This is a genomic window from Sphingopyxis chilensis (assembly GCF_035930445.1).
Lineage (GTDB): Bacteria > Pseudomonadota > Alphaproteobacteria > Sphingomonadales > Sphingomonadaceae > Sphingopyxis > Sphingopyxis chilensis.
Genome location: NZ_CP142394.1, coordinates 3,820,019 through 3,841,979, shown reverse-complemented (window position 1 = coordinate 3,841,979; position 21,961 = coordinate 3,820,019). Strand labels below are relative to the sequence as shown.

Here is a 21,961-nt window from a genome sequence, read left to right as displayed (position 1 = left end):
GCCAAAGGCTACACCATCGCCAAACAAAGGCAATATGACGGCGCGCACAGCCCGCATTTTTCACATCGCGTAAAAGAGGGGCAAAAATGAGCGAGGGCGACAAGATGGCCGAAGACGCGAAGCGCGGCATGACGCGTACCAATCGTGCGATACTGATCGCCGCCTTCGTGCTGCTCGCTGCGGCGGTCGGCTATGCGATCTGGCGCGATGCCGCGCCATCGGCCGCCGCTCCGGCCAGCGAAACCGCTGCCGCGCCCTCCGACCAGCTCGCCGCGCTCGAAACGCGAGCGCAGCGCGAACCGAACAGCGCCGATGCGTGGACCGCGCTCGGCGCGGCAAAATTCGACCTCGGCGATTTCGCGGGCGCCATCGCGGCGTATGACAAGGCCGTGGCCCTCTCACCCGAATCGGCGGGATTGTGGTCGGCGCTGGGCGAGGCGCGCGTGATGGCGAGCGACAGCGACCCGATGCCCGCCGCCGCTTCGCAAGCGTTCGACAAGGCGATCGCGCTCGACGCGAGGGATCCGCGCGCGCGCTATTTTCTCGCGGTCCGGAAAGACATCGGCGGTGACCACCAGGGCGCGATCGACGACTGGTTCGCGCTGCTCGCCGACACGCCGCGAGGCGCGCCGTGGGAAGCGGACCTGCGCCGCACGATCGAACAGGTCGGCGCGATCCACAAGATCGAGGTTGCCACGCGCCTTGCCAGCACCCGGCCGCGACCGCTCACCGCCGACGAAATGCCCGTCGCCGCGCGCGCGATTCCGGGGCCGAGCCGCGCCGACATGGAAGCCGCGTCGCAGCTCCCCAAAGGCCAGCAGGATGCGATGATCGAGGGCATGGTGAGCGGGCTTGAGGCCAAGCTCAAGGCCAATCCGGCCGACGTGGACCGCTGGATCATGCTGATGCGCAGCCGCATGACGCTGGGCGAGACGGCGAAGGCGGCGCAGGCGCTGAAGGACGGCGTCGCGGCCAACCCCGCGGCGGCAGGGCGGCTCCAGGCCCAGGCGCAATTGCTCGGCGTGCCGGGCGCATAGACTCGCTTGGCGAAAAGCTGCGAAAGGCGTATGGCGAAGCCGCTGCGGGGGGCAACCATAACAAAGGGTCGCCGCGGCACAATGCCGCGAGACGCTTTCGGACGTATTGCCTGGGACAGCCGTCCACTCTGTATCAGGCCTCGTGGTTGAAGCGTGCCGACGCGCGCCGGCCTTATCCCGCCAACAGCGCCGCATTGCCGCCCGCCGCGGTGATGTCGGTCGAGATCGACTTTTCCTCGGCGAAGCGGTGGAGATAATGCGGACCGCCGGCCTTGGGCCCGGTACCCGACAGGCCGCGCCCGCCAAAAGGCTGCGAGCCGACGATCGCGCCGATCTGGTTGCGGTTGACATAGACATTGCCGACCGCCGCGCGCGCCGCGATATGCGCCGCCACGCCGTCGATGCGCGTGTGGACGCCGAGCGTCAGGCCATAGCCCGAGGCATTGATCGCATCGATCAGCGCGTCGAGTTCGCCGCCCTTCCACGTCGCGACGTGCAGCACGGGACCGAAAATCTCGCGCTTCAAGTCGGTGACATGGTCGAGGCGGATCGCCACCGGCGGCACGAAATGGCCTTCGACGGGCAGGTTCGTCCGCCCCGCTTCGGCGATCACGCGCCCCGCGGCGCGCGCTTCGGCGACATAGGCGGCGATATTCGCGCGCGCCTCCTCGTCGATGATCGGGCCGACGTCGGTCGCGAGGATCGACGGATCCCCGACATTGAGTTCGGCCATCGCGCCCGCGACCATTTCGATCATCGTGTCGGCGACATCTTCCTGCACGCAAAGCAGACGCAGCGCCGAACAGCGCTGACCCGCCGACTGGAACGCCGAAGCGACCGCGTCGCGCGCGACCTGTTCGGGAAGCGCGGTCGAATCGACGATCATCGCATTCGCCCCGCCGGTTTCGGCGATCAAGGTCGCGATCGGTCCGTCGCGCCCCGCGAGGCTGCGATTGATCATCCGCGCGACCTCGGTCGACCCGGTGAAGGCGACACCGATGATGTCGTCATGGCTCGTCAGCGCCGCGCCGACGGTTTCGCCGCGGCCGGGAAGGTAATGCAGCACATTGCCTGGAATGCCGGCCTCGAGCAGCAGCTCGACCGCGGCGTGGGCGATGAGCGGCGTCTGCTCGGCGGGCTTCGCGAGCACGCTGTTGCCCGCGGCGAGCGCCGCCGACACCTGCCCCAGGAAGATCGCGAGCGGGAAGTTCCACGGGCTGATGCACACGAACACGCCTTTGCCTTCGAGCATCAGTTCGTTGCGCTCGCCGGTCGGGCCGAGAAGTGCAACCGGATAGGTGAAGTCGGCGCGCGCCTGCGCGGCATAATAGCGCAGGAAATCGACCGCCTCGCGCACTTCGGCGATCGCATCGACGAGCGTCTTGCCCGCCTCGTCGATCGCGAGGCCGAGGAAGAGCGCGTCATGCTCTTCGAGCAGGTCGGCGGCGCGTTCGAGCCGTTCGGCGCGGAAAGCGCCGCCGGCGAGGCTCCAGTCGCCCTGCGCCTTGCGCGCGGCAGCTACGGCATCGGCGACTGTCGCGGTATCGGCCTCGATCACCTGTCCGACGACCGCCCCCGTCGCGGGATTGCGCACCGGCTCGGCCTTGCCCTTTCGCGAAACACCGCCGACGATGGGCGCCGCGACGAGGTCGCTGCGCCGCGCCGCCCCGATCGCCGAAACCAGCGCTTCGGGCACGCCCGGATCGCCAAGGTCATAGCCGCGCGAATTGCGCCGCGCCGGGTCGAACAGGCCAAGGCCCGTCGCAATGGTCGAAGACGCCGCGCTTGCGACGCTGCGCGGATCGACCGCAAGCTGCTCGGCGGTGACGCCGGGGTCGGAGAATTGGTGCACGAAGCTCGAGTTCGCGCCATTTTCGAGCAGGCGGCGGACGAGATAGGCGAGCAGGTCGCGGTGCGTCCCCACCGGCGCATAGACGCGCACCGGGCGCGGCGGCGGGAAAAGCGCGACCAAGGCGTCGTGGGCGCCCTCGCCCATGCCGTGCAGCCGCTGCAGCTCGTAATCGGCGCCGTCGAACAGCTCCGAGACGAAGGCGAGCGTCATCGCATTATGGCTCGCGAAGGCCGGATAGATGCAATCCTGGCAGTCGCGCAGCAACTGCGCGCAGCGCATGTAATTGAGGTCGGTGTGCAGCTTCGCCGTGAACACGGGGAAGTCGCCGAGCCCCAGCGTCTGCGCGCGCTTGATCTCGGTATCCCAATAGGCGCCCTTGACGAGGCGCATCGACAGCTTGACCCCGCGCGTCCGCGCCCGGTTCGCGAGCCACTCGATCACCGCCGGCGCGCGCTTCTGATACGCCTGGACCACGATGCCAAGCCCGGTCCAGCCGTCGGCGATGCCCGCATCGATCAGCGCCGCGAACACGTCCATATGCGGTTCGAGCCGGTCGCTTTCCTCGGCGTCGATCATCAGCGGGATGTTGACCGCGCGCGCGGCCTTCGCGAGTTCGATGACGTTCGGGATCAGCTCGTCGCGGACACGCGCCGCCTGCAGATATTCGTATCGCGGGTGGAGCGCCGAGAGCTTGATCGAAATGCCGTGATTGGCGTGCGGATCGCCCGGCTTCGCCGCCTTGCCGATCCGCGCGATGGCATTGGCATAGCTGTCGTAGTAGCGCGCCGCATCTTCGGCGGTGCGCGCCGCCTCGCCGAGCATGTCGAAGCTTGCGAGTTCGGACTTTTCCTTGTCGGCGCGCCGACAAGCGGCGTCGATCGTCTCGCCCATCACGAACTGCTGGCCGAGCAGCTTCATTGCCGCGAGCGCCGCCTGGCGGATCACCGGCTCGCCCGAGCGTCGGATCATCGACTTGAGCAGGCCCAGCGGGTTCGCCTTGCTGCCCATCGCGTCGAGCATCAAGGTCGCCGATCCGAGCGACAGGCCGCGCGCCGACAGCGCGACGACCAGCGGGCTGTCGTCATCGTCGCCCTCGGCCCAGTGACGTCCGGCGATCTTGTCGCGGATCAGCGCGTTGGCGGTCGCATTGTCGGGCACGCGCAGCAGCGCCTCCGCAAGGCACATCAGCACGACGCCCTCTTCGGTCGACAGGCGATAGCGGTTCATCAACTGCGCGACGAGTGTCTCGCGCTCGCCCTCGGCCTTCGCCTTGCGGATCAGTTCAAGTCCGCGCCGCGTCACGGCATCGACGCTCGCCGAAGAGGTCGCAAGAGCGGAGCGCAGCTCGGCGACGAGGTCGGCTTCGCTGCGGCGGGCGAGGGCGCGGATGGGCGCGCGATCGGGGCTGTGAGTCATGGCATTCCGTTACCATATCGCCGAAAGTCGATCCGACTTGTTTATTGGCATATCATATATCAATTGACCATGTTTTGGATCAATCCTAGTCGATTTGCATGAAAAGGTCTTCTTCGACAGTCGAAATGGATGAGTTCGACCGCAAGATCCTCGCGATTCTGGGCCGCGACGGGCGGATCACCTTTACCGAGCTCGCCTTGCAGGTCGGCCTGTCGAAAACGCCCTGCCAGCAACGCGTGAAGCGCCTGGTCGACAGCGGGCTGATCGTCGGCTTCCGCGCGATCGTCGATCCGGCCAAGGTCGGGCTCGACCATGTCGCCTTCACCGAGGTCAAGCTGTCGGACACGCGCGAGGAGGCATTGAAGCAATTCAACAATGCGGTGCGGCGGATTCCCGAGGTCGAGGAGTGCCATATGATCGCGAGCAGCTTCGACTATCTGCTCAAGGTCCGCACCCCCGACATCCGGCGCTATCGCATCGTGCTCGGCGAGAAAATCTCGAGCCTGCCCCACGTCGCGAGCACGTCGACCTTCGTCGCGATGGAGACGATCCTCGAATCGGCGCGCTGACGCCAAGAGATTGACCGCCGCCCCGGCCTGTGCCAATCGCGCAGGCCACGCGGGTGTAGCTCAATGGCAGAGCAGAAGCTTCCCAAGCTTACGACGAGGGTTCGATTCCCTTCACCCGCTCCAGCTTTCGCGGCGATTGAGCTGAGCTGGATCGCGGCTAGCGAAAACTCGGCCAGACCCTTATGCGGGATGGCGGGGCTTTGCCACGCCGAGCTTATTTCCCTTCATAGGCCTCCACCCTCACCTCCTGCTCGACCAGCTGGATCTCGCGATAGGCGGTCAGGAAGGCGATGTCGGCGGCGTCGCGGCCGGCGCAGATGCGCGCGCATTGGGTGGGCCGGGTCATGCCCGTCGCGTCGGCCATATACCAGTCGCCGTCGAGATAGACTTCCGCGACCGCGTGGAAGTCCATGGGCTTGACGCCGAGCGCATAGACGCTCGCCATGCGCGCCGGGATATGCGCGGCGCGGGCGAGCGCGATCATCACATGCGCATAGTCGCGGCACACGCCGCGCCGCTCGACGAAACTGTCGAGCGCGCCGGTTTCAGCATCGCTCGAGCCCGAGACATAGGTAAAGCGGCTTTCGATCCAGTCGCGCATGCGCGCGACCTTCGCCCCGCCTTCCAGCTCTCCGAAGCGGCGGTCGACGAAGGCGTGGAATTTGTTCGACGGGCAATAGCGCGATTCGTTGAGATAGGGGACGGCCTCCGCAGGGAGCCGATGGAGCGGTACCTCGCCAAGCGACGAAAGGTCGACGTCGGGGCGGTCGATAGCGACGCGCGCACGATATTCGGCGCGGAGCCTGCCCTCGGCGCGCAGCCAGATCGGCTCGCAAATGCCGCCGACGGCGGGAACGCGCGAGATATATTCGGGTTTGCCGAGGTCGAGCGACGCGTCGAGGATGCGCTGGCCGCCGCCGTTCGCCGCCTCGATCTGCAGCATCAGATCGACCGGTTCGGGCAAGCGATAATTTAGGGAGGCGGTTATTTCGAGTTTCATCTATCGGCTACGCATGAGGGAGGCTTCGGTGGCGCTAGGATCGACAAGGACAAAGAGCAAGTGACGTCGTCGCGCACCATCCCGTTCATCGTCGCGACGATCTTCATGGACGCGGTCGGTTTCGGCATCATCATGCCGGTGCTCCCGCAGCTGGTGATGGAGGTCGGCGAGATCGATCTGCCCCACGCGATCGAGGTCGGGGCGTGGATCGGCCTCGTCATGGCGGTCGCGACCTTTCTTGCCTCGCCGGTGCTCGGCAATCTGTCGGATCATTTCGGGCGGCGGCGCGTGCTGCTGCTCGCGCTCGGCGGACTCGCGGTCGATTATGCGCTGCTGACGATCGTCGAAACCTTGCCCTGGCTGTTCGTCGCGCGCGCATTATCGGGGATTTTCGGCGGTAGCTATGCCGCGGCGCAGGCGGCGATCGCCGATATAACGGCGCCGGAAGAACGCGCGCGCAACTTCGGGTTCGTCGGCGCGGCCTTCGGGATCGGCTTCGTCGCGGGACCCGCGATCGGCGGCTTCCTCGGCGAGATCAGCCCGCGCGCGCCCTTCGTCGCCGCCGCGATCCTCGCCGCCGCGAACATGCTCTACGGCCTTTTCATCTTTCCCGAAACGTTGCCGCCCGAGCGACGACGCACCTTCGACTGGCGCCGCGCCAATCCGCTCGGCGCGTGGAATACGATGCGCGCACTCCCCGGCATGGACGGCGTCGCCGTGGTGCTGGTGCTGTGGCAGATCGCGAGCCTCGTCTATCCGATGACGTGGAGCTTCTATTGCATCGCGCAGCTTGGCTGGACACCGGCGATGATCGGCGCAAGCCTTGCCGCGGTCGGGGTGATGATCGCGCTGGGGCAGATGTTCGTCGTCGGCCCCGCGGTCGCGCGCTTCGGCGAGCGCGACGCGGCGACGCTCGGCATCCTCGTCGCGGTCGCCGTCTATATCGGCTATGCCTTCACCACCTCGACGGTCGGCGCCTTCCTGCTGCTGATCCCCGTAGCGCTGCAGGCGCCGGTGCAGCCGTCGCTGATGGCGATGATGTCGCGCCGCGCAACCGCCGAAACGCAGGGCGAGGTGCAGGGGATTTCGGCGATGGCGATGGGGCTGGGGCAACTCGTCGCGCCGCTATTGCTGACGGGGACGATGGCCTATTTTACCGCCGACAAGGCACCCGTGCATTTCCCCGGCGCGGCGTTCGTTGTCGCCGCGATCTTCGGCTTGCTCGCGATCCTGATGCTCCGCCGCCTGCCGCGCCCGGCGCAGGTCGCCGATCAGATGCCGCCGTCGGTCACCGTATAGCCGAGCGCCTCCAACCCCGCTGTCAGCATCGCGACGCACGCCGCGACCTCGGCGCCATCGACCGAACGGACGACGAAATTGGCCCCCACCTTGCCCTCGCGAAAGAAGGGATAGCTGCCGATCGCGACCCCTGGATGCTCCTTTTCGCCGAGGCGCAACAGGTCGGCGATCTCGCTTTCGGGCGCCCAGGCGCCGATCGTGTGCGCGGCGAGCGGCGTGCCGCCTTCGAGTTCGCCGGTCAGCGCGTCGAGCATGCCCGCGGTGATATGCGGAACGCCCGCCATCACGAACAGATTGCCGATGCGGATTCCGGGCGCGCCCGACATGCGGTTGGGGATCAGCTCGGCGCCCTCGGGGGTGCGCGCCATGCGCAGCCGCGCCTCGGTCAGCTCGCCGCCGCGCGCACTGTAATAGCGTTCGAGTATCGCGCGCGCATCGGGGTGAACGATCACGCCGACGCCCAGCGCCTTCGCCACCGCATCGACGGTGATGTCGTCGTGCGTCGGGCCGATACCGCCGGTGGTAAAGACATAGTCGTAGCGCGCGCGGATCGCGTTGAGCGCCTCGACGATCTCCTCTTCGACGTCGGGAACGATGCGCACCTCGCGCAGCCTTATCCCCTGCACGTCGAGCCATGTCGCGATCTGCGACACATTCTTGTCCTGCGTGCGGCCCGAGAGAATCTCGTCGCCGATGACCAGCACGGCGGCGGTCCAGATGCGTTCGTCGCTCATCGCTTTGCCTTAACCCCGAACGATGACAAAACAAGCCCGGTGGAACGGTGATTTCGTTCCTGATATGTTCGCATCCGAATCGAAATGCATGGGAGACGCGCGATGGCCGACGAACTGATTTTCTATACCAACCCGATGTCGCGCGGACAGATCGCGCGCTGGATGCTCGAAGAGGTCGGCGTCGCCTACGAACCGCGCATCCTCGATTATGGCACGACGATGAAGGATGCCGCCTATCTCGAGGTGAACCCGATGGGCAAGGTTCCGGCGATCGTACACAATGGCAAGGCCGTCACCGAATGCGCCGCGATCTGCGCCTATCTCGCCGACGCCTTTCCGGAAGCGGGCCTCGCGCCCGACCCCGCAGACCGCGCCGATTATTATCGCTGGCTCTTCTTCACCGCGGGCCCCGTCGAGCAGGCAATCACCGCCAAGCATTTCGGGATCGAACCCGATACCGACCAACAGCGCATGGCGGGCTTCGGATCACTGGCCGCCGCGCTCGACGCGCTCGAAAGCGCGGTCGCGGGCAAGGCGTTCGTCGCGGGCGATCGTTTCAGCGCCGCCGACGTCTATGTCGGCAGCCAGATCGATTGGGGGCTGCAGTTCGGCACCATCGCGCCGCGCCCGGCGTTCGAGGCTTATGCCGCCGGGCTTCGCGAACGCGCCGCCTACAAGCGCGCGAAGGACATCGACAACGGCCTGATCGCCGAAATGCAGGCGGCGGGCGCCGCGAGGTAGGCGCGGAACTCGAAAACGACACAGCCCTCCCGCCTGGGTCGCAGGGGCGGGAGGACTGTGGTTCCGGACCGGCGTGGTGGGCCGGCCCGGAGACGAAATCGGGATGCGGGCCTAGCGCGCCGCGGCTTCGCGAACCTTCTGCACCGCGGGGAGCAGCAGACCGACGAGGATCTGGATCGGGTTCGAGGTCACCGTCATCCCACCCTGCGCGGGCTGCGCCGACTGCGCCATCGCCGGGGTTGCCGACAGGAGGACTGTGAGGGCAAGCGCGGGCGCGAGAATCATCTTCCTGGTCATCGTCATTTCCTTTCCGGATCGGTTCAAGTCGTCGAATTGGGCTCGGGTCGTTCCCGATGACCTGAGTTATGCCGCGCGGCGCCGTGCCCGGCGGTGATCGCCGTCACTCGGCCGAATAAATTTCTCAAGCAACTGAAAGAAAACTGAAAAATATTTTAGCGCGTTTTTTCGGGTGAAATCGTCATCCCGGCGAAGGCCGGGATGACGGGATGAGGCGTTCGGCCTAACCGATCAGCCCCTAACCGCGCTTGAGCCGAACGAGTGCGGTGTCGAGCGCCTGGAGGAATTGCGAGCGATCGGCCTTCGAGAAGGGCGGCGGCCCGCCCACCCGGCCGTCCATGCCCGCGCGCAGGTCGGCCATGATCGCGCGCGTCGCGATCGCGGGGCCGATCGATGCCGTCGTAAAGGGTTTGCCGTTGGGCGCGAGCACGCTCGCCCCGGCTTTGAGCGCGCGGTCGGCGAGCAAGATGTCGGCGGTGATCACGACGCTCTTCGCATCCGCCGTCTCGGCGATCCAGTCGTCGGCGGCATCGAAGCCGTCCGAGACGACCACCCGCTCGACCAGCGGGTGCTCGGGCACGCGCAGCCGGCTGTTGCTCACGACCTTCACCTGCGCCTCGTGCCGCCACGCGACACGATAGATTTCGTCCTTCACCGGACAGGCGTCGGCATCGACGAGAATCTGGATGGCGGCAGACATGCAGGAAAGGCTCAGCCGACCTCGACGCCTTTCCAGAAGGCGATGCGGTCCGCAATCGCGGCAGCGGCCTCCTTGGGGTCGGGATAATACCAGGCGGCGTCCGCGTTCACCCGTCCGTCGATGGTGACATGATGATAATGCGCGATGCCTTTCCACGGACACAGGCTCGTCGTCGCGCTATCGGACAAGGCTGCGGCATCGACCGCCGCGCGCGGGAAATAATGATTGCCCTCGATCACGACCGTGTCGTCGCTGTCGGCGATCACCGCGCCGTTCCACCGTGCCTGAACCATGACCGCCTCCTTGCGCGCGATTATTTCTTCATATTGTCGAGCCCCGCGACGACCCCCACCTTGGTCGAAGGATTGCTCGCATTGGGCTTTTTCGGCTTTTCGGCCTTGGGCTTGCGGGTTTCGCGGTTCGATTTTTTCTGGCCCTTGGCCATGGTCAATACCTTGAAAAAGGCGGGCGCCTGTGCCCGCCGGCGACGAGCCTACGCGCTTTCGCGGCGCCCGTCGCCCCTTATCCGGCCAGCCCGTCCCACAGCAGCTTGGCGCCGAGCAGCACCATCAGCATATAGATGAGCACATAAAAGCGTTCGGGGTTCATCCGCTTCATCCAGCGCACGGTCAAAAGGGTCGATACGATCGCGAGCGGCATCAGCAGCAGCGCGGCGACGACCACCTCGTGCGGAAAGGCGCCGAGCGCGAGATAGGCGGGCACCTTCATCCAGTTGATCAGCGCGAAGAGGATCGAACTCGTCCCGATGAAGGCGAGGTGCGGCAGGCGGCGCGGCGTGACCCACATCTGGAACGGCGGCCCGCCGGCGTGCGCGATCTGGCTCGTCAGCCCGGTCGCGAAACCGAACAGGCTGCCGACCCAGCCCGACGACTGCGACGCGGCGACGATCCGCCCGCCGCGCTCGACCCACAGGCGATAGAGGCCGAAGGCGAGCGTGATCGCACCCAAGGCCGCCATCAGCTGCGCTTCGTTCACCCGTTCGGCATAATACCAGCCCGCGAGGATGCCGAGCGCGGCGCCGGGGAGCATCCAGCCAATGATCCAGCCGTCCCATGTCTTGCGGAACGACCAGACGCTGATCACGTCCTGCACGATCAGCACGGGCAGCAACAGCGCCGCCGCGGTCGCGGGCGGCAACACCAATGCAGCCAACGGCGTCGCCAGCGCGCCGACCCCGGCGAGCCCGCCCTTCGCCATGCCGAGCAGCACCACCGCGACGATCAGAATCGCCAGCGTCGCCGGATCGGCCAGGATGCTCATGCCGCGCGGTTCATGCTTCAGGATTGTCCGGCAGGCGCCAGTCGATCGTGCCGCGCCCGTGGCCTTCGAGAAACGCGTTCGCCTGACTGAACGGCCGCGACCCGAAAAAGCCGTTATGCGCCGACAGCGGCGAGGGGTGCGGCGCGCGCAGGATCAGGTGCGGGCTTCCCGAGCCCAGACCCGGCACGTTCGCCGCCTTTTTCTGTGCGTGGCTGCCCCACAGGATGAAGACCTTGGGCGCCGGATCGGCCGCGACTGCGGCGACCGCGGCGTCGGTGAACTTCTCCCACCCCTTGCCCTGATGCGACGCCGCCATCCCCGCCTCGACCGTCAGGCAATTGTTGAGCAACAGCACGCCCTGTTCGGCCCAATGTTTGAGATAACCGTGCGAAGCGGGCGCGATACCGAGGTCACTCCGCATTTCCTTATAGATGTTGACGAGGCTCGGCGGCGTGCGCACGCCGGGCTGGACCGAAAAGCAGAGCCCGTGCGCCTGCCCCGGCCCGTGATAGGGATCCTGCCCCAATATCACGACCCGCACATCCTGCGGCGGCGTCGCGTCGAGCGCCGCGAACCAGTCGCGCGGGCGCGGAAAGATCGCCTTCCCCTTCGCGCGCTCGTCGGCGAGGAATTGCCTCAGCGTCGCCATATAGGGCTGCTCGAACTCGCCGCCGATGCGGGTGAGCCAGTCGGGATGCAGTTTGACCTCGGCCATGCCGCGCGCTTCACCAGAGCGGCGCGGGCTTGTCCAGCCCCTGTTCCCCGTCCTCCTCGATGGCGCGATTATCCACGTCGCAAATTTGGACGTCCGCTAGCGAGCGGTTGCGACCGTAAAGCCTCTCTCCTTGGGAGAGAGCTTATGTCCGCTTCCTACCCCAAAAGCCGACCTGCCCGAACTCTAAATCTTCCCGCGCACGCCCAGGAAGAAGCGCCGCCCGAGGTAGTCGTACTGCGTCCCGAACGCCGGCGCCTGGCCGATCACCGGCGGCGTCGCGGTCACCACCGTCGACACGCGCGGCGGCGGCGTGTCGAACAGGTTGGCGACCCCCAGCGTGATGCGGAAACGGTCGGCCACATCGCGGCTCAGCGACAGCGAATGATAGAAGGTCGCGGGCACGCTGACGTCGGGGCAGAAACGCCCGCCCGGACGAAAGCTCGACGTGCGGCACGCATCGCCGCCCTGCGCGCGGAGCAGGTCCCTCCTGTTCGATGCCGCGCCGATGACGTCGAGCCCATAGAAAAGCGTCCACGCGTCCTTCGTCCAGCCGAGGTTGAAATCGCCGACCCATTTCGGATTGCCGATCGTGCCATTGTCATCGATCTCGGTGCCGGGGAACAGTTCGACCTTGTCCTCGACCTGCCACGTCATCTGCGCGCGAAAGGCAAGCGATCCCATATTGCCGAGGTCCTGATCGATCGCGAGCGAGAGGTCGACGCCGCGGTTGCGCTGGCGGCTGATGTTGACATAGCGGTCGGTGACGCTCGCGACGCTCTGCGCGTCGGGGCCGGCTGCGGTGCGCGTGAACAGGCCGCAGAAGGCTTCGCTCGTGAAATCGTCCGAATCATAGCAGCCGGCGAGGATGTTGGACGCGCCGAGCAGCGTAATCTCTTGCCTGACCTTGAGGTCGAAATAATCGACGGCGAGGCGCGCCTTGAGCCCGCCCCACAACGCACCCGACAGATCGGGGGTCAGGATGACCGACACCGTCTTCGCGGTCGAGGTTTCGGGCTCGAGCCGGCCAAGCCCGCCGCCCGACACGATCGTCGCCGGGGCGATCCCGCCGGCATAGTCCGGCGCGATGCCGTCGGCGGCGCAATTGTCGAAGACGCGCTGGCTGATCGCGCCCGCCGCGAGCCGCGCTGCGGTCTGGATGCACGGATCGATGTCCTGCTGGCCGAGGAAACCCGTCTGGTCCTGCAGGAACAATTCGAACAGCGCGGGGGCACGGAAAGAGGTGCCCCAGGTGCCGCGGAAACGCAGCCAGTCGGTGACCGCCCAGTCGGCGCCGACCTTCCACGTCGTGTCGCCGAAACCGTCCTGCGCGCCGGTACGCGATGTCGCCTCGACATGCGTATAGCGCGCCGCGCCCGACAGCGTCAGCCGCTCGATCATAGGCACGCCTTCGAGCAACGGCACTTCGACCTCGCCGAAGACTTCCTTCGACACGGTATGCCCCGCGGTGATACCCGAGGTCGTGAAATTGGCGACATTGCCGGCGAGCGTCGCTTCGCCCGGCGTGTCGTCGATCTCGTCACGGCGGATATTCGCGCCGAACGCGACGCCAACGGATCCCGCGGGCAGGGTGAACAGCTTGCCGGTGAGCAGCGCTTCGGCCGAAGTCTGCTTGAACAAGGTGCGGCCCGTCTCGCGGCCCATCAGGAAGACACGTTCGGCAGGCGTGAAATCGCCGCGCAGCACGCGCGGATCGGTGAAGTCGATGTCGATGCACTCCGCGCCGCGAATCGCCGTGGTCGTCCCCGCGCACGATCGCGTGCGCAAGGTCTGCGAAGCGATCGCGTCCTGATAGATGACATCCTGCGTATAGCTCGCGTCCGACCGGCTGTGCTGGCCGTGGACATCCCATTTCCACCCCGCCCCGAAATCGCCGCGCAGCCCGAGAACGCCGCGATAATAATCGACATCGGCTTGGCTTTCAGACTTCACAAGCACGCGCGGGCGCAGGATGAGGTTGCCGCCGAATTCGGCGTTGAGCGGATCGCCGAGGTCGCCCGGGTCGCAGTTGAACTGCGTCGGATCGCACAGGAAAAAGGGCAGCATTGACGCGCCGGTGAACTGCTGAAGTTCGATCCGCTGGACGCCGTTGTTATGCGACTTGCGGTTGCTGAACAGGAATTCGCCATAGGCGGTGATGCTGTCGGTGACGTCGTAGGCGCCCTCGGCGAACGCGCTGACGCGGCGCACGCCGGAGAATACGTCCGAATCCTGCTCGGCGGGTTCGAACTGGTTGAGCGCGCCGGTCGACGGGCCGTCGAAATTGACCCCGAAGAAATCGGCGGGACCGAACACCCCGATCGGATTATAGGCGTTGATAGGGATGCCGACCCCCGCATATTCATTGCCATATTGGCCCGCGAAAATCGCCTGCCCGTTCGGCGCGATCAGCCCGGGGCCGAAGGTCGGAAAACCGTTTTCATCGACCCCCGAAAAATCGCTGAAGACGATCATATTGGCCTGCGTGCTGCTGCACGCCGGATGCCCGGTGCGGAAATCGACGATATCGGCGCGGCTGCCATCGGCCTCGCGCTTCAGATATTCTTCCGAACAAAAGAGGAAACCGCGGTCGTGGCGCGTCAGATTCTGCTGGCGGAAGACATCGACCGTCGCAAAGATATGCCCCCGGTCGAACTTTTTGCCGAAGCTGGCGTCCGCGCCATAGCTCTCGCCGCCGCCATGCTCGGTGATCGATGAGAAACCGCCCGCCTCGAAACCGTCGAGGTCGTCGCGGGTCAGGATATTGACCACCCCCGCCACGGCGTCCGAGCCATAGATCGACGAGGCGCCGGTCTTGAGCACCTGGACCTCTCGCACCACTGACAGCGGCAGCACATTGAGGTCGAAGGGCGCGACCGCGCCGCGGATGCCCGCGGGCCCCGCACGGCGGCCGTTGATCAGTACCAGCGTGCGCTCGGCGCCGAGCCCGCGCAGCGACACTGTCTGCACATCGTTGCCGCCATTGGCGACGAACCGGTTCGAGATCGCCGAATTGATCTGGATCGACCCTTGCGCCGCCGGGGTGGATCGCAGCACGTCGACGAGCTGGACCTGCCCCTGCAGTTTCGCCGTTTCGGGGTCGATGATCTGGATCGGGTCGGCGCTGGTGAATTCGCTCTTCGCGATGCGCGATCCGGTGACGATAATCTCGTCGCCCTCGGTCTGCGCCGCCGCGGGCGATGCCGCGAGCGCAATCGGCGAGGCCGTTGCGGCCAGAAACACCTGGGCCAAAAACACCTGGGAGCGGGTGCCCATTTCCATCATCCTTGTCCGAATAGAAGTTGATCTCGCCCCCCGGCGCGACGGAAACTAAGCCAAAAGGCGTTTCGATATGGTTTACGCCGCGGTAAGTTTTCGCGGGGCCCCCTTCGTCGCTTGTCGGGGGCGGCGCCCGCCGCTACGCACGCGTCCGAAAGGATCGCGCAATGACCAAGGCAATGGGCGAAACGCTGGAACGGCTGCAGGCGGTTATCGACGACCGGCTCGCGGCGGGCGACGCCGGCGCATCCTATGTCGCGAACCTCGCCGCGAAGGGAAGGGGCAAGATCGCGCAAAAGCTTGGCGAGGAAGCCGTCGAAACGGTGATCGCCGCGGTCAGCGAAGACGATACCGCGCTGGTCGGCGAGGCGAGCGACCTTATCTTCCACCTCGCGATCCTGCTCGCCGCGCGCGGCCTCGGCTGGGACATGATCGCCGCCGAGCTCGACCGCCGCCACGGCACCTCGGGCCACGCCGAAAAGGCCAGCCGTCCCCAATAGGAGCTTTCCCCATGCCGATCGACGCGACGCTTCCTTATGACGACAGCAACATCTTCGCCCGCATCCTGCGCGGCGAGCTGCCCGCGAAGACCATTTATGAGGACGAGTATGCGCTCGCCTTCCACGACATCAACCCGCAGGCGCCCTTGCACATCCTCGTGATCCCCAAAGGGCCCTATGTCAGCTGGGACGACTTCTCCGAACGCGGGAGCGACGCCGAAATCGCGGGCTTTATCCGCGCGGTGGGCAAGGTCGCGCGCGAGCAGGGCCTCGTCGCGCCGGGCTACCGCCTGCTCGCGAACGTCGGTCTCGACAGCCATCAGGAAGTCCCCCACCTCCACGTCCATATTTTTGCCGGACGTCCGCTCGGGCCGATGCTCGCGCGCTGAATTTCGCCGCTGTCGGTGACAGCGGTCACAGCCCATTTCCGAAGTGCGTCTAACCGTGCCCGACGCACGGCGACGGGTGGACTCTTGCCCCTGTTTCCAGCAGGATAAAGATCCGGGCCAAAAGGGGGAGACGAAGCGATGCAGCGGGGATGGCGCAAGCTGGCTACATGGCTGGGCGGCAAGGCAAAGCTGGCGCTGATCCCACCCCTTGCGCTTGCGATGGCGGCGACGGCCACCGCCGACACGGTGCCGCAGGTCACGCTCGCGACCCCCGGCAGTTCGGGCACCGGCGACGGCACGATAACCCGTTTCACGCTGCGCTTTTCCGAAGACATGGTCCCACTCGGCGATCCCCGCGCGCCGGCGCCCGCGACCAACGACTGCAAGCTCGCTTCGTCGGGCCGCTGGGTCGATACGCGCACCTGGGTGCTCGAGTTCGACAAACCGCTCCCCGGCGGTCTCGCCTGTCACGTCGAGCTGCGCGACGGCCTCAAGACCGCGCGCGGCGTTGCGGTCGCGGGCAACAGCCGCTTCGCGCTCGACACCGGCGGCCCCTCGGCGCGCGCCGTGCTCGCGGGAGGTCTCGGCGGCGATATCGAGGAGGAGCAGGTCTTCCTCGTCGCGACCAACGTCGCCGCCGACCGCGCCTCGGTCGGCCGTTTCGGCTATTGCGCGGTCGACGGCATCGGCGAGAAAATCCCGCTCGACGTGCTGCCGCGCGAAACCGCGACCGAAATCCTGACCGGGCTGGGCGACAACAACTGGTCGCGCCAGTCCTTCACCGCCGACGCCGGCCTGCCGCAGCGCTTCCCCGCTGTAGGCGCCGACCGCGACGCCGCGCTCGACCGCATCGTGCCCGTCAAATGCCGCCGCCCGCTGCCACCGGGGCGCGAGATGGCGCTCGTCTGGGATGCGCGGATTTCACAAGCTGGCGTTCCCGGACGCACTGCGGGACGCGACCAGCGTTTCGATTATGATGTCCGCCCCGCCTTCACCGCCAAAATGTCGTGCAGCCGCGTCAATCCGCAGGCGGGGTGCAATCCGATCAAGGACGTCGTGCTGAGCTTCGCCTCACCCGTGCCGCGCGACACGATCCTCGCCGCGACGCTCGACACCGCCGACGGCAAGCGCCTGACGCCGAGGATCGACGATGATGACAAAAACGACGACTGGCTGACCACCGTCCGCTTCACCGGCCCGCTGCCGCAGAATGTCGACGCGACGCTCGTCCTGCCCGCCGACGTCACCGACCAGAGCGGCCGTAAGCTGCAGAACCAGTCGAATTTCCCGCTGAAATTCCACATCGACCGCGCCCCGCCTTTGGTCAAATTCGCCGCCGAATTCGGCATCCTCGAAGCCGGCGAAGGCGGCGTGCTGCCCGTCACCGTGCGCGGCGTCGAAAGCGCGCTCGTTCAGGCGAACCTCAAAATGCCCGCGATCGCGCTTCGGGTGAGCGACGACGATGCCGCGATCGCGCGCTGGCTTCGCCGCGTCGACGACGCCGACGACACCGACTATCGCGAGGAAAAGGACCGCAGCGGCAAAGAGGTCACGGTCAACTACACCGGCACCAAATCGGTGTTCGCGGGTGCTCCATCGGGCGGCGAACGCCGCGACCTGCAACTCTCGCCCCCCGCCGGCGGCAAGGAATTCGAGGTAGTCGGCATCCCGCTCACCGAAAAGGGATTCCATGTCGTCGAGATCGCCAGCCCCGAACTCGGCGCCGCCCTGCTCGGCCGCAAGACGACGCGCTATGTCGCGACCGCCGCGCTCGTCACCAATATGGCGGTGCATTTCAAATGGGGCCGCGAAGGCTCGCTCGCGTGGGTGACCTCGCTCGACACCGGCCTTCCCGTTTCGGGCGCCGAAATCCGCGTCTCGGACAGCTGCACCGGCCGCCTGCTCGCACGCGGCACCGCCGACAAGGCCGGCCGCCTCGCCTTCGCGGGCGGCTTGCCGCAGCCCGAAACCTATTCGAGCTGCGAGGAAACCCCCGATCCGACCAAGAGCGAGGGCCATGCGCTGATGGTCAGCGCCCGCGCGGGCGACGATTTCAGCTTCACCCTCACCGACTGGGGCGATGGCATCCGCCCCTATGACTTCGACCTCCCCTATGGCTGGTCGGAACGCGAGGACATCCTCCACACAATCTTCGACCGCGCGCTGGTGAAAGCGGGCGAGGCCGTCCATATGAAGCATCTACTCCGCCGCCCGATCGGCCTCGGCTTTCGCACCCCCGATGCGCTCGCGGGCAAGCTCCGCCTCGTCCACCGCGGTTCCGACACCGAGTTCGAAATGCCCTTCGCGATTGCCGCGACCGGCAGCGGGGAGACGACATGGAACGTCCCCGCCTCGGCGCCGATGGGCGATTATGAACTCGTCTTCGTGACGAAAGACAAGGATGGCGAGGACAAGACGATATGGACGAACCAGTCGGTCAGGGTCGACGAATATCGCCTGCCGACGATGAAGGCGACGATCACCGGGCCGAAGAATGCGCTCGTGCGCCCGGCTGCGGTCCCGCTCAACCTGTTCGTCGGCTATCTCTCGGGCGGCCCCGCCCCCAATATCCCGGTCGAACTGCGCAGCAATTTCCGCGCGAGCTGGTCGCCGCCGGAAGATTATCGCGACTGGGATTTCGACGGCCAGCCGGTGAAGGAAGGCGTGGTTCAGCTCGACGACAGCGGCGATACGCCGTCGGCCGAACTGCCGCTCGCGCGCTCGGTCCCGCTCACGCTCGACGCGAGCGGCACTGCGACGACGAGTATAACGGTCGACCAGCCGATCACCGAACCGACGCTGATGGCCGCCGAAATGGATTATGAAGACGCGAATGGCGAGACGCTGACGTCGAGCCGCCGCATTACTCTCTATCCGTCCGCCGTTCGGCTGGGCCTTAAGACCGACGGCTGGTTGATGCGCGACAACGACCTCCGCCTCAATTTCATCGCGCTCGACCTCGATGGCAAGCCGATCCGCGGCCAGCGTGTCGCGGTCGCGCTCTATAATCGCGAGATCATCACCGCGCGCCGGCGCCTGATCGGCGGCTTCTACGCCTATGACAACCAGATGCGTACGACGCGCCTCGATGCGACGTGCAGCGCGACGACCGACCGGCTCGGCCGCGCGAGCTGCGCGATGGCGCCTGGCATTTCGGGCGAAGTGACGGTCGTTGCGACGACGGTCGATGCCGACGGCAACGAAGCGCGCGCGGTGCGCTCGGTCTGGCTCGCGGGCGACGACGACTGGTGGTTCGGCGGCGACAACGGCGATCGTATGGACGTGATCGCCGAACAGCCGCGCTATGCGGCGGGCGACACCGCGAAATTCCAGGTCCGCATGCCCTTCCGCGAAGCGACTGCGCTCGTCACCGTCGAGCGCGAGGGCGTCTTGTCGAGCTTTGTCGTGCCGCTGAAAGGCACCAACCCCGTCGTCAAGGTCAAGCTGCCCGCGACCTACGCCCCCGACGTCTATGTCTCGGTGATGGCGGTGCGTGGCCGCGTCACCGGCGGCGAAAGCTGGTTCCGCAAGCTGAAGCGCGCGGCCGGCTTTAGAATCGAGAATAGCGAAGGCGCCCCGCCGACCGCGCTGGTCGACCTTGCCAAGCCCGCCTACCGCATGGGCATCGCGCGCATCAAGGTCGGCTGGGAGGGCCATCAGCTCGGCGTCAAGGTGAAAGCCGACAAGGAAAAATATTCGGTCCGCGAAACCGCGAAGGTCGCGATCGAGGTCAAGACGCCCGGCGGCAAGGCGCCGAAGAACGCCGACGTCGCCTTCGCCGCGGTCGACGAGGCCTTGCTCCAGCTCGCCCCCAACGAAAGCTGGGAAGTGCTGAACGCGATGATGGGCGAACGCACGCTCGACGTGCTCACCTCGACCGCGCAGATGCAGGTGGTGGGCAAACGCCATTATGGCCGCAAGGCGCTCGAACCCGGCGGCGGCGGCGGCGGTGACCTGTCGGGTCTGACCCGCGAAGATTTCCGTCCGGTCCTGCTGTGGAAGGGTAACGTCCCGCTCGATGCGAAGGGCCGCGCGACGGTCGACGTGCCGCTCAGCGACAATCTCTCGGGCTTCCGCCTCGTCGCGATCGCGACCGACGGATCGCAATTTTTCGGCACCGGCGAAACGACCGTCCGCACCGTGCAGGATCTCGGCGTCTTTGCCGGCATGCCCGAACTGGTCCGCACCGGCGACACCTATGACGCGCGCTTCACGCTGCGCAACGGCACCGACAAGCCAATGGAGGTCACCGCGACCCCGACGCTGTCGCCCGCCGTCGCGACCGCGCCGCCGCTCACCGTCACGATCCCCGCGGGCGGCGCGGTGCCGATCAGCTGGTCGATGACCGCGCCCGAACAAACTGGCCCGATCGAATGGACGGTCGAGGCGGTCACCAAGGGCGGCAAGCAGCGCGACCGGCTCGTCTTCCAGCAGCAGGTCGAACCCGCGATCCCGGTCGAAACCTGGGCCGCCAGTCTGTTCCGCGTCGGCCCGAACACGACGCTGCCGATCGCGATCCCGGCGGGCGCGCTGCCCGGCGGCTATGTCGACGTCGCGCTCGCGGGCACGCTCGCGCCGCCCTTGTCGGGGGTGCGCGATTATATGAGCGCCTATCCGTATAATTGCTTCGAACAATCGACCTCGCGCGCGATCGCGCTCGGCGATCTCGGGGGCTGGCAGGCGCTCGCGGGCGCGATGCCGACCTATCTCGATAGTGACGGGCTGCTCCGCTATTGGCCCAATGAGCGGATGGAAGGGTCGATCGAGCTTACCGCCTATGTGCTGAGCGTGACCGCGGCAAACGGCTTCGCGATCCCCGAGGCGTCGAAAGCGAAGATGGTCAAGGCGTTGCAGGCGGTCGTCGAAGGACGGCTAACGCGCAAAGGCTATGGCCCCTGGGATATCCGCCCCGTCCGCATCGCGGCGCTCGCGGCGCTCGCGCGCAACAATGCGTCGAGCGCGCAGCTGGTGTCGGCGATCGACGTCGCCCCGATCGACATGGCGACCGGCACGCTCGCCGACTGGCTCGTCGCGATCGAACGCACGCCGAATGTCCGGGGTGCCCCCGCGCTGCGCACAGCGGCCGAGGCCGAGCTGCGCAAGCGCCTCGTCTACGAAGGCACGCGCCTCGACCTTGTCGACGATGCGAAAGCGCCATGGTGGATGATGACCAGCGGCGACGAAATGGCGATCAAGGCGTTGGAAGCCGTGCTCGGCCGCAAGGGCTGGGAAGATGACGCGGGCAAGCTGATGGTCGGCGTCGCGCAGCGCCAGCGCCGCGGCCATTGGGACACCACCCCCGCCAACGCATGGGGCGCGGTGACCGTCCGCCGCTTCGCCGAGCTGTATCCGGCGAACGCGATCACCGGCGTCACTACCATCGGCCTTGCCGGCGCCACCGCCTCGCAAAGCTGGCCGCTTCCCACCGAACCCGTCTCGCCGCTTCGTGTCGCGCTGAACGCTGCAACGATGAGCCTGAAGCATGAAGGCACCGGCACGCCATGGGCGACCGTCAGCGTCAAGGCCGCGGTCCCGCTCAAGGAACCTCTCAACGCCGGCTACAGGATCAAGCGCTCGGTCAGCATCGTCAAGGCGGCGAACAAGGACCGGCTGACGCGCGGCGACGTGATCAAGATACGGATCGAGGTCGTCGCGGCCGCCGGCCGGACGTGGGTCGTGATCAACGACCCGATCGCCCCCGGCGCGACGATCGTCGGCAACCTTGGCGGCCAGTCCGAAATGCTCGCCGACCAAGCGAGCGGATCGGGCGCGCAGCCAAGCTATGTCGAACGCGGCAAGGACAGCTGGCGCGGCTATTTCGGCTGGATGCCCGCGGGCACCCACGCGGTCGAATATGTCGTGCGATTGAACGGCTCGGGCCGCTTCACCCTGCCGCCGACGCGCGTCGAGGCGATGTATTCGCCCGCGATCCGCGGCCAATGGCCGAACGCCCCGCTGACGGTGGCGAGTGTCGGGCAGTGATGACGAGCTGCGGACGAACCAGATCCTCCCCGTCGCGAAGCGATGGGGAGGTGGCAGCGCGAAGCGCTGACGGAGGGGTTATGGCGCCACCGCCGCAACCCCTCCACCATCCTGCGGATGGTCCCCCTCCCCATGCCTTCGGCACGGGGAGGATCGTTTAGGCATCACGATCA

General features: G+C 66.7%; 17 protein-coding genes and 1 tRNA gene. 8 read left to right on the top strand and 10 right to left on the bottom strand.

The window, feature by feature from the left end:
* Positions 1 to 86 precede the first annotated feature (86 nt).
* The gene (locus tag VSX79_RS18150) at positions 87 to 1,037 is read left to right on the top strand and encodes a tetratricopeptide repeat protein (protein WP_257018260.1); all 951 of its coding nucleotides are present in this window, start codon (positions 87 to 89) and stop codon (positions 1,035 to 1,037) included.
* Between the two features lie 172 nt (positions 1,038 to 1,209).
* On the opposite strand, the gene putA is transcribed toward VSX79_RS18150, so the two are convergent.
* Positions 1,210 to 4,305 carry a bifunctional proline dehydrogenase/L-glutamate gamma-semialdehyde dehydrogenase PutA gene (gene putA, locus VSX79_RS18145; protein WP_326914025.1) on the bottom strand — a complete coding sequence of 1,032 codons (3,096 nt, stop codon included), beginning with the start codon at positions 4,303 to 4,305 and terminating at the stop codon, positions 1,210 to 1,212.
* Between the two features lie 98 nt (positions 4,306 to 4,403).
* Here putA and VSX79_RS18140 point away from each other — a divergent pair, with 98 nt between their 5' ends.
* Together VSX79_RS18140 and VSX79_RS18135 are read left to right on the top strand one after the other, a co-directional pair.
* Positions 4,404 to 4,874 carry an Lrp/AsnC family transcriptional regulator gene (locus VSX79_RS18140; RefSeq protein ID WP_179498007.1) on the top strand — a complete coding sequence of 157 codons (471 nt, stop codon included), beginning with the start codon at positions 4,404 to 4,406 and terminating at the stop codon, positions 4,872 to 4,874.
* A 49-nt stretch (positions 4,875 to 4,923) separates the two neighbouring features.
* Positions 4,924 to 4,997 (top strand) — tRNA-Gly (locus tag VSX79_RS18135).
* Positions 4,998 to 5,088: 91 nt separating this feature from the next.
* Here VSX79_RS18135 and VSX79_RS18130 read toward each other — a convergent pair.
* Positions 5,089 to 5,874, bottom strand: a complete 786-nt coding sequence (locus VSX79_RS18130) for a transglutaminase-like domain-containing protein (RefSeq protein WP_179498005.1) — start codon at positions 5,872 to 5,874, stop codon at positions 5,089 to 5,091.
* A gap of 60 nt (positions 5,875 to 5,934) precedes the next feature.
* On the opposite strand from VSX79_RS18130, the gene VSX79_RS18125 reads away from it, so the two are divergent.
* Complete coding sequence (locus tag VSX79_RS18125; RefSeq protein WP_326914024.1) at positions 5,935 to 7,173, top strand: MFS transporter; 1,239 nt, start codon at positions 5,935 to 5,937, stop codon at positions 7,171 to 7,173.
* Here VSX79_RS18125 and VSX79_RS18120 read toward each other — a convergent pair.
* The gene (locus VSX79_RS18120) at positions 7,146 to 7,907 is read right to left on the bottom strand and encodes a competence/damage-inducible protein A (RefSeq protein ID WP_326914023.1); all 762 of its coding nucleotides are present in this window, start codon (positions 7,905 to 7,907) and stop codon (positions 7,146 to 7,148) included. The genes VSX79_RS18125 and VSX79_RS18120 overlap by 28 nt on opposite strands.
* A 102-nt stretch (positions 7,908 to 8,009) precedes the next feature.
* Here VSX79_RS18120 and VSX79_RS18115 point away from each other — a divergent pair, with 102 nt between their 5' ends.
* A complete protein-coding gene (locus VSX79_RS18115; RefSeq protein ID WP_179497999.1) occupies positions 8,010 to 8,648 on the top strand; it encodes a glutathione S-transferase family protein in 639 nt (212 codons plus the stop codon).
* Between the two features lie 111 nt (positions 8,649 to 8,759).
* On the opposite strand, the gene VSX79_RS18110 is transcribed toward VSX79_RS18115, so the two are convergent.
* The 7 genes from VSX79_RS18110 to VSX79_RS18080 form a co-directional block, all read right to left on the bottom strand.
* Positions 8,760 to 8,945, bottom strand: coding sequence for a hypothetical protein (locus VSX79_RS18110; RefSeq protein ID WP_179497997.1), 186 nt, complete (start codon positions 8,943 to 8,945; stop codon positions 8,760 to 8,762).
* A 238-nt stretch (positions 8,946 to 9,183) separates the two neighbouring features.
* Entirely contained in the window at positions 9,184 to 9,645 is a 462-nt protein-coding gene (locus VSX79_RS18105; protein ID WP_326914022.1) for a YaiI/YqxD family protein, read from the bottom strand.
* Between the two features lie 11 nt (positions 9,646 to 9,656).
* A complete protein-coding gene (locus VSX79_RS18100; RefSeq protein WP_326914021.1) occupies positions 9,657 to 9,938 on the bottom strand; it encodes a DUF427 domain-containing protein in 282 nt (93 codons plus the stop codon).
* Positions 9,939 to 9,958: 20 nt separating this feature from the next.
* Entirely contained in the window at positions 9,959 to 10,090 is a 132-nt protein-coding gene (locus VSX79_RS18095; RefSeq protein WP_257018259.1) for a hypothetical protein, read from the bottom strand.
* A gap of 77 nt (positions 10,091 to 10,167) precedes the next feature.
* Positions 10,168 to 10,926 carry a sulfite exporter TauE/SafE family protein gene (locus VSX79_RS18090; protein WP_326914020.1) on the bottom strand — a complete coding sequence of 253 codons (759 nt, stop codon included), beginning with the start codon at positions 10,924 to 10,926 and terminating at the stop codon, positions 10,168 to 10,170.
* A gap of 10 nt (positions 10,927 to 10,936) precedes the next feature.
* Complete coding sequence (ung, locus tag VSX79_RS18085) at positions 10,937 to 11,641, bottom strand: uracil-DNA glycosylase (protein ID WP_326914019.1); 705 nt, start codon at positions 11,639 to 11,641, stop codon at positions 10,937 to 10,939.
* Positions 11,642 to 11,824: 183 nt separating this feature from the next.
* Complete coding sequence (locus VSX79_RS18080; RefSeq protein ID WP_326914018.1) at positions 11,825 to 14,914, bottom strand: TonB-dependent receptor domain-containing protein; 3,090 nt, start codon at positions 14,912 to 14,914, stop codon at positions 11,825 to 11,827.
* A gap of 182 nt (positions 14,915 to 15,096) precedes the next feature.
* On the opposite strand from VSX79_RS18080, the gene VSX79_RS18075 reads away from it, so the two are divergent.
* The 3 genes from VSX79_RS18075 (at position 15,097) to VSX79_RS18065 (ending at position 21,788) form a co-directional block, all read left to right on the top strand.
* Positions 15,097 to 15,417, top strand: a complete 321-nt coding sequence (locus VSX79_RS18075; protein WP_447954398.1) for a phosphoribosyl-ATP diphosphatase — start codon at positions 15,097 to 15,099, stop codon at positions 15,415 to 15,417.
* Positions 15,418 to 15,428: 11 nt separating this feature from the next.
* Positions 15,429 to 15,806: a histidine triad nucleotide-binding protein gene (locus VSX79_RS18070; protein ID WP_179497984.1), complete on the top strand. Its 378-nt coding sequence runs from the start codon at positions 15,429 to 15,431 to the stop codon at positions 15,804 to 15,806.
* A 138-nt stretch (positions 15,807 to 15,944) separates the two neighbouring features.
* Positions 15,945 to 21,788, top strand: coding sequence for an alpha-2-macroglobulin family protein (locus VSX79_RS18065; protein ID WP_326914017.1), 5,844 nt, complete (start codon positions 15,945 to 15,947; stop codon positions 21,786 to 21,788).
* Positions 21,789 to 21,961 lie beyond the last annotated feature (173 nt).

Excerpts from the sequence above, each read along its gene's own strand:
- VSX79_RS18150 (WP_257018260.1), top strand. The coding sequence starts at position 87 with ATGAGCGAGGGCGACAAGATGGCCGAAGACGCGAAGCGCGGCATGACG.
- putA (WP_326914025.1), bottom strand. The coding sequence starts at position 4,305 with ATGACTCACAGCCCCGATCGCGCGCCCATCCGCGCCCTCGCCCGCCGC.
- VSX79_RS18140 (WP_179498007.1), top strand. The coding sequence starts at position 4,404 with ATGAAAAGGTCTTCTTCGACAGTCGAAATGGATGAGTTCGACCGCAAG.
- VSX79_RS18130 (WP_179498005.1), bottom strand. The coding sequence starts at position 5,874 with ATGAAACTCGAAATAACCGCCTCCCTAAATTATCGCTTGCCCGAACCG.
- VSX79_RS18120 (WP_326914023.1), bottom strand. The coding sequence starts at position 7,907 with ATGAGCGACGAACGCATCTGGACCGCCGCCGTGCTGGTCATCGGCGAC.
- VSX79_RS18115 (WP_179497999.1), top strand. The coding sequence starts at position 8,010 with ATGGCCGACGAACTGATTTTCTATACCAACCCGATGTCGCGCGGACAG.
- VSX79_RS18110 (WP_179497997.1), bottom strand. The coding sequence starts at position 8,945 with ATGACCAGGAAGATGATTCTCGCGCCCGCGCTTGCCCTCACAGTCCTC.
- VSX79_RS18105 (WP_326914022.1), bottom strand. The coding sequence starts at position 9,645 with ATGTCTGCCGCCATCCAGATTCTCGTCGATGCCGACGCCTGTCCGGTG.
- VSX79_RS18100 (WP_326914021.1), bottom strand. The coding sequence starts at position 9,938 with ATGGTTCAGGCACGGTGGAACGGCGCGGTGATCGCCGACAGCGACGAC.
- VSX79_RS18095 (WP_257018259.1), bottom strand. The coding sequence starts at position 10,090 with ATGGCCAAGGGCCAGAAAAAATCGAACCGCGAAACCCGCAAGCCCAAG.
- VSX79_RS18090 (WP_326914020.1), bottom strand. The coding sequence starts at position 10,926 with ATGAGCATCCTGGCCGATCCGGCGACGCTGGCGATTCTGATCGTCGCG.
- ung (WP_326914019.1), bottom strand. The coding sequence starts at position 11,641 with ATGGCCGAGGTCAAACTGCATCCCGACTGGCTCACCCGCATCGGCGGC.
- VSX79_RS18080 (WP_326914018.1), bottom strand. The coding sequence starts at position 14,914 with ATGGGCACCCGCTCCCAGGTGTTTTTGGCCCAGGTGTTTCTGGCCGCA.
- VSX79_RS18075 (WP_447954398.1), top strand. The coding sequence starts at position 15,097 with ATGGGCGAAACGCTGGAACGGCTGCAGGCGGTTATCGACGACCGGCTC.
- VSX79_RS18070 (WP_179497984.1), top strand. The coding sequence starts at position 15,429 with ATGCCGATCGACGCGACGCTTCCTTATGACGACAGCAACATCTTCGCC.
- VSX79_RS18065 (WP_326914017.1), top strand. The coding sequence starts at position 15,945 with ATGCAGCGGGGATGGCGCAAGCTGGCTACATGGCTGGGCGGCAAGGCA.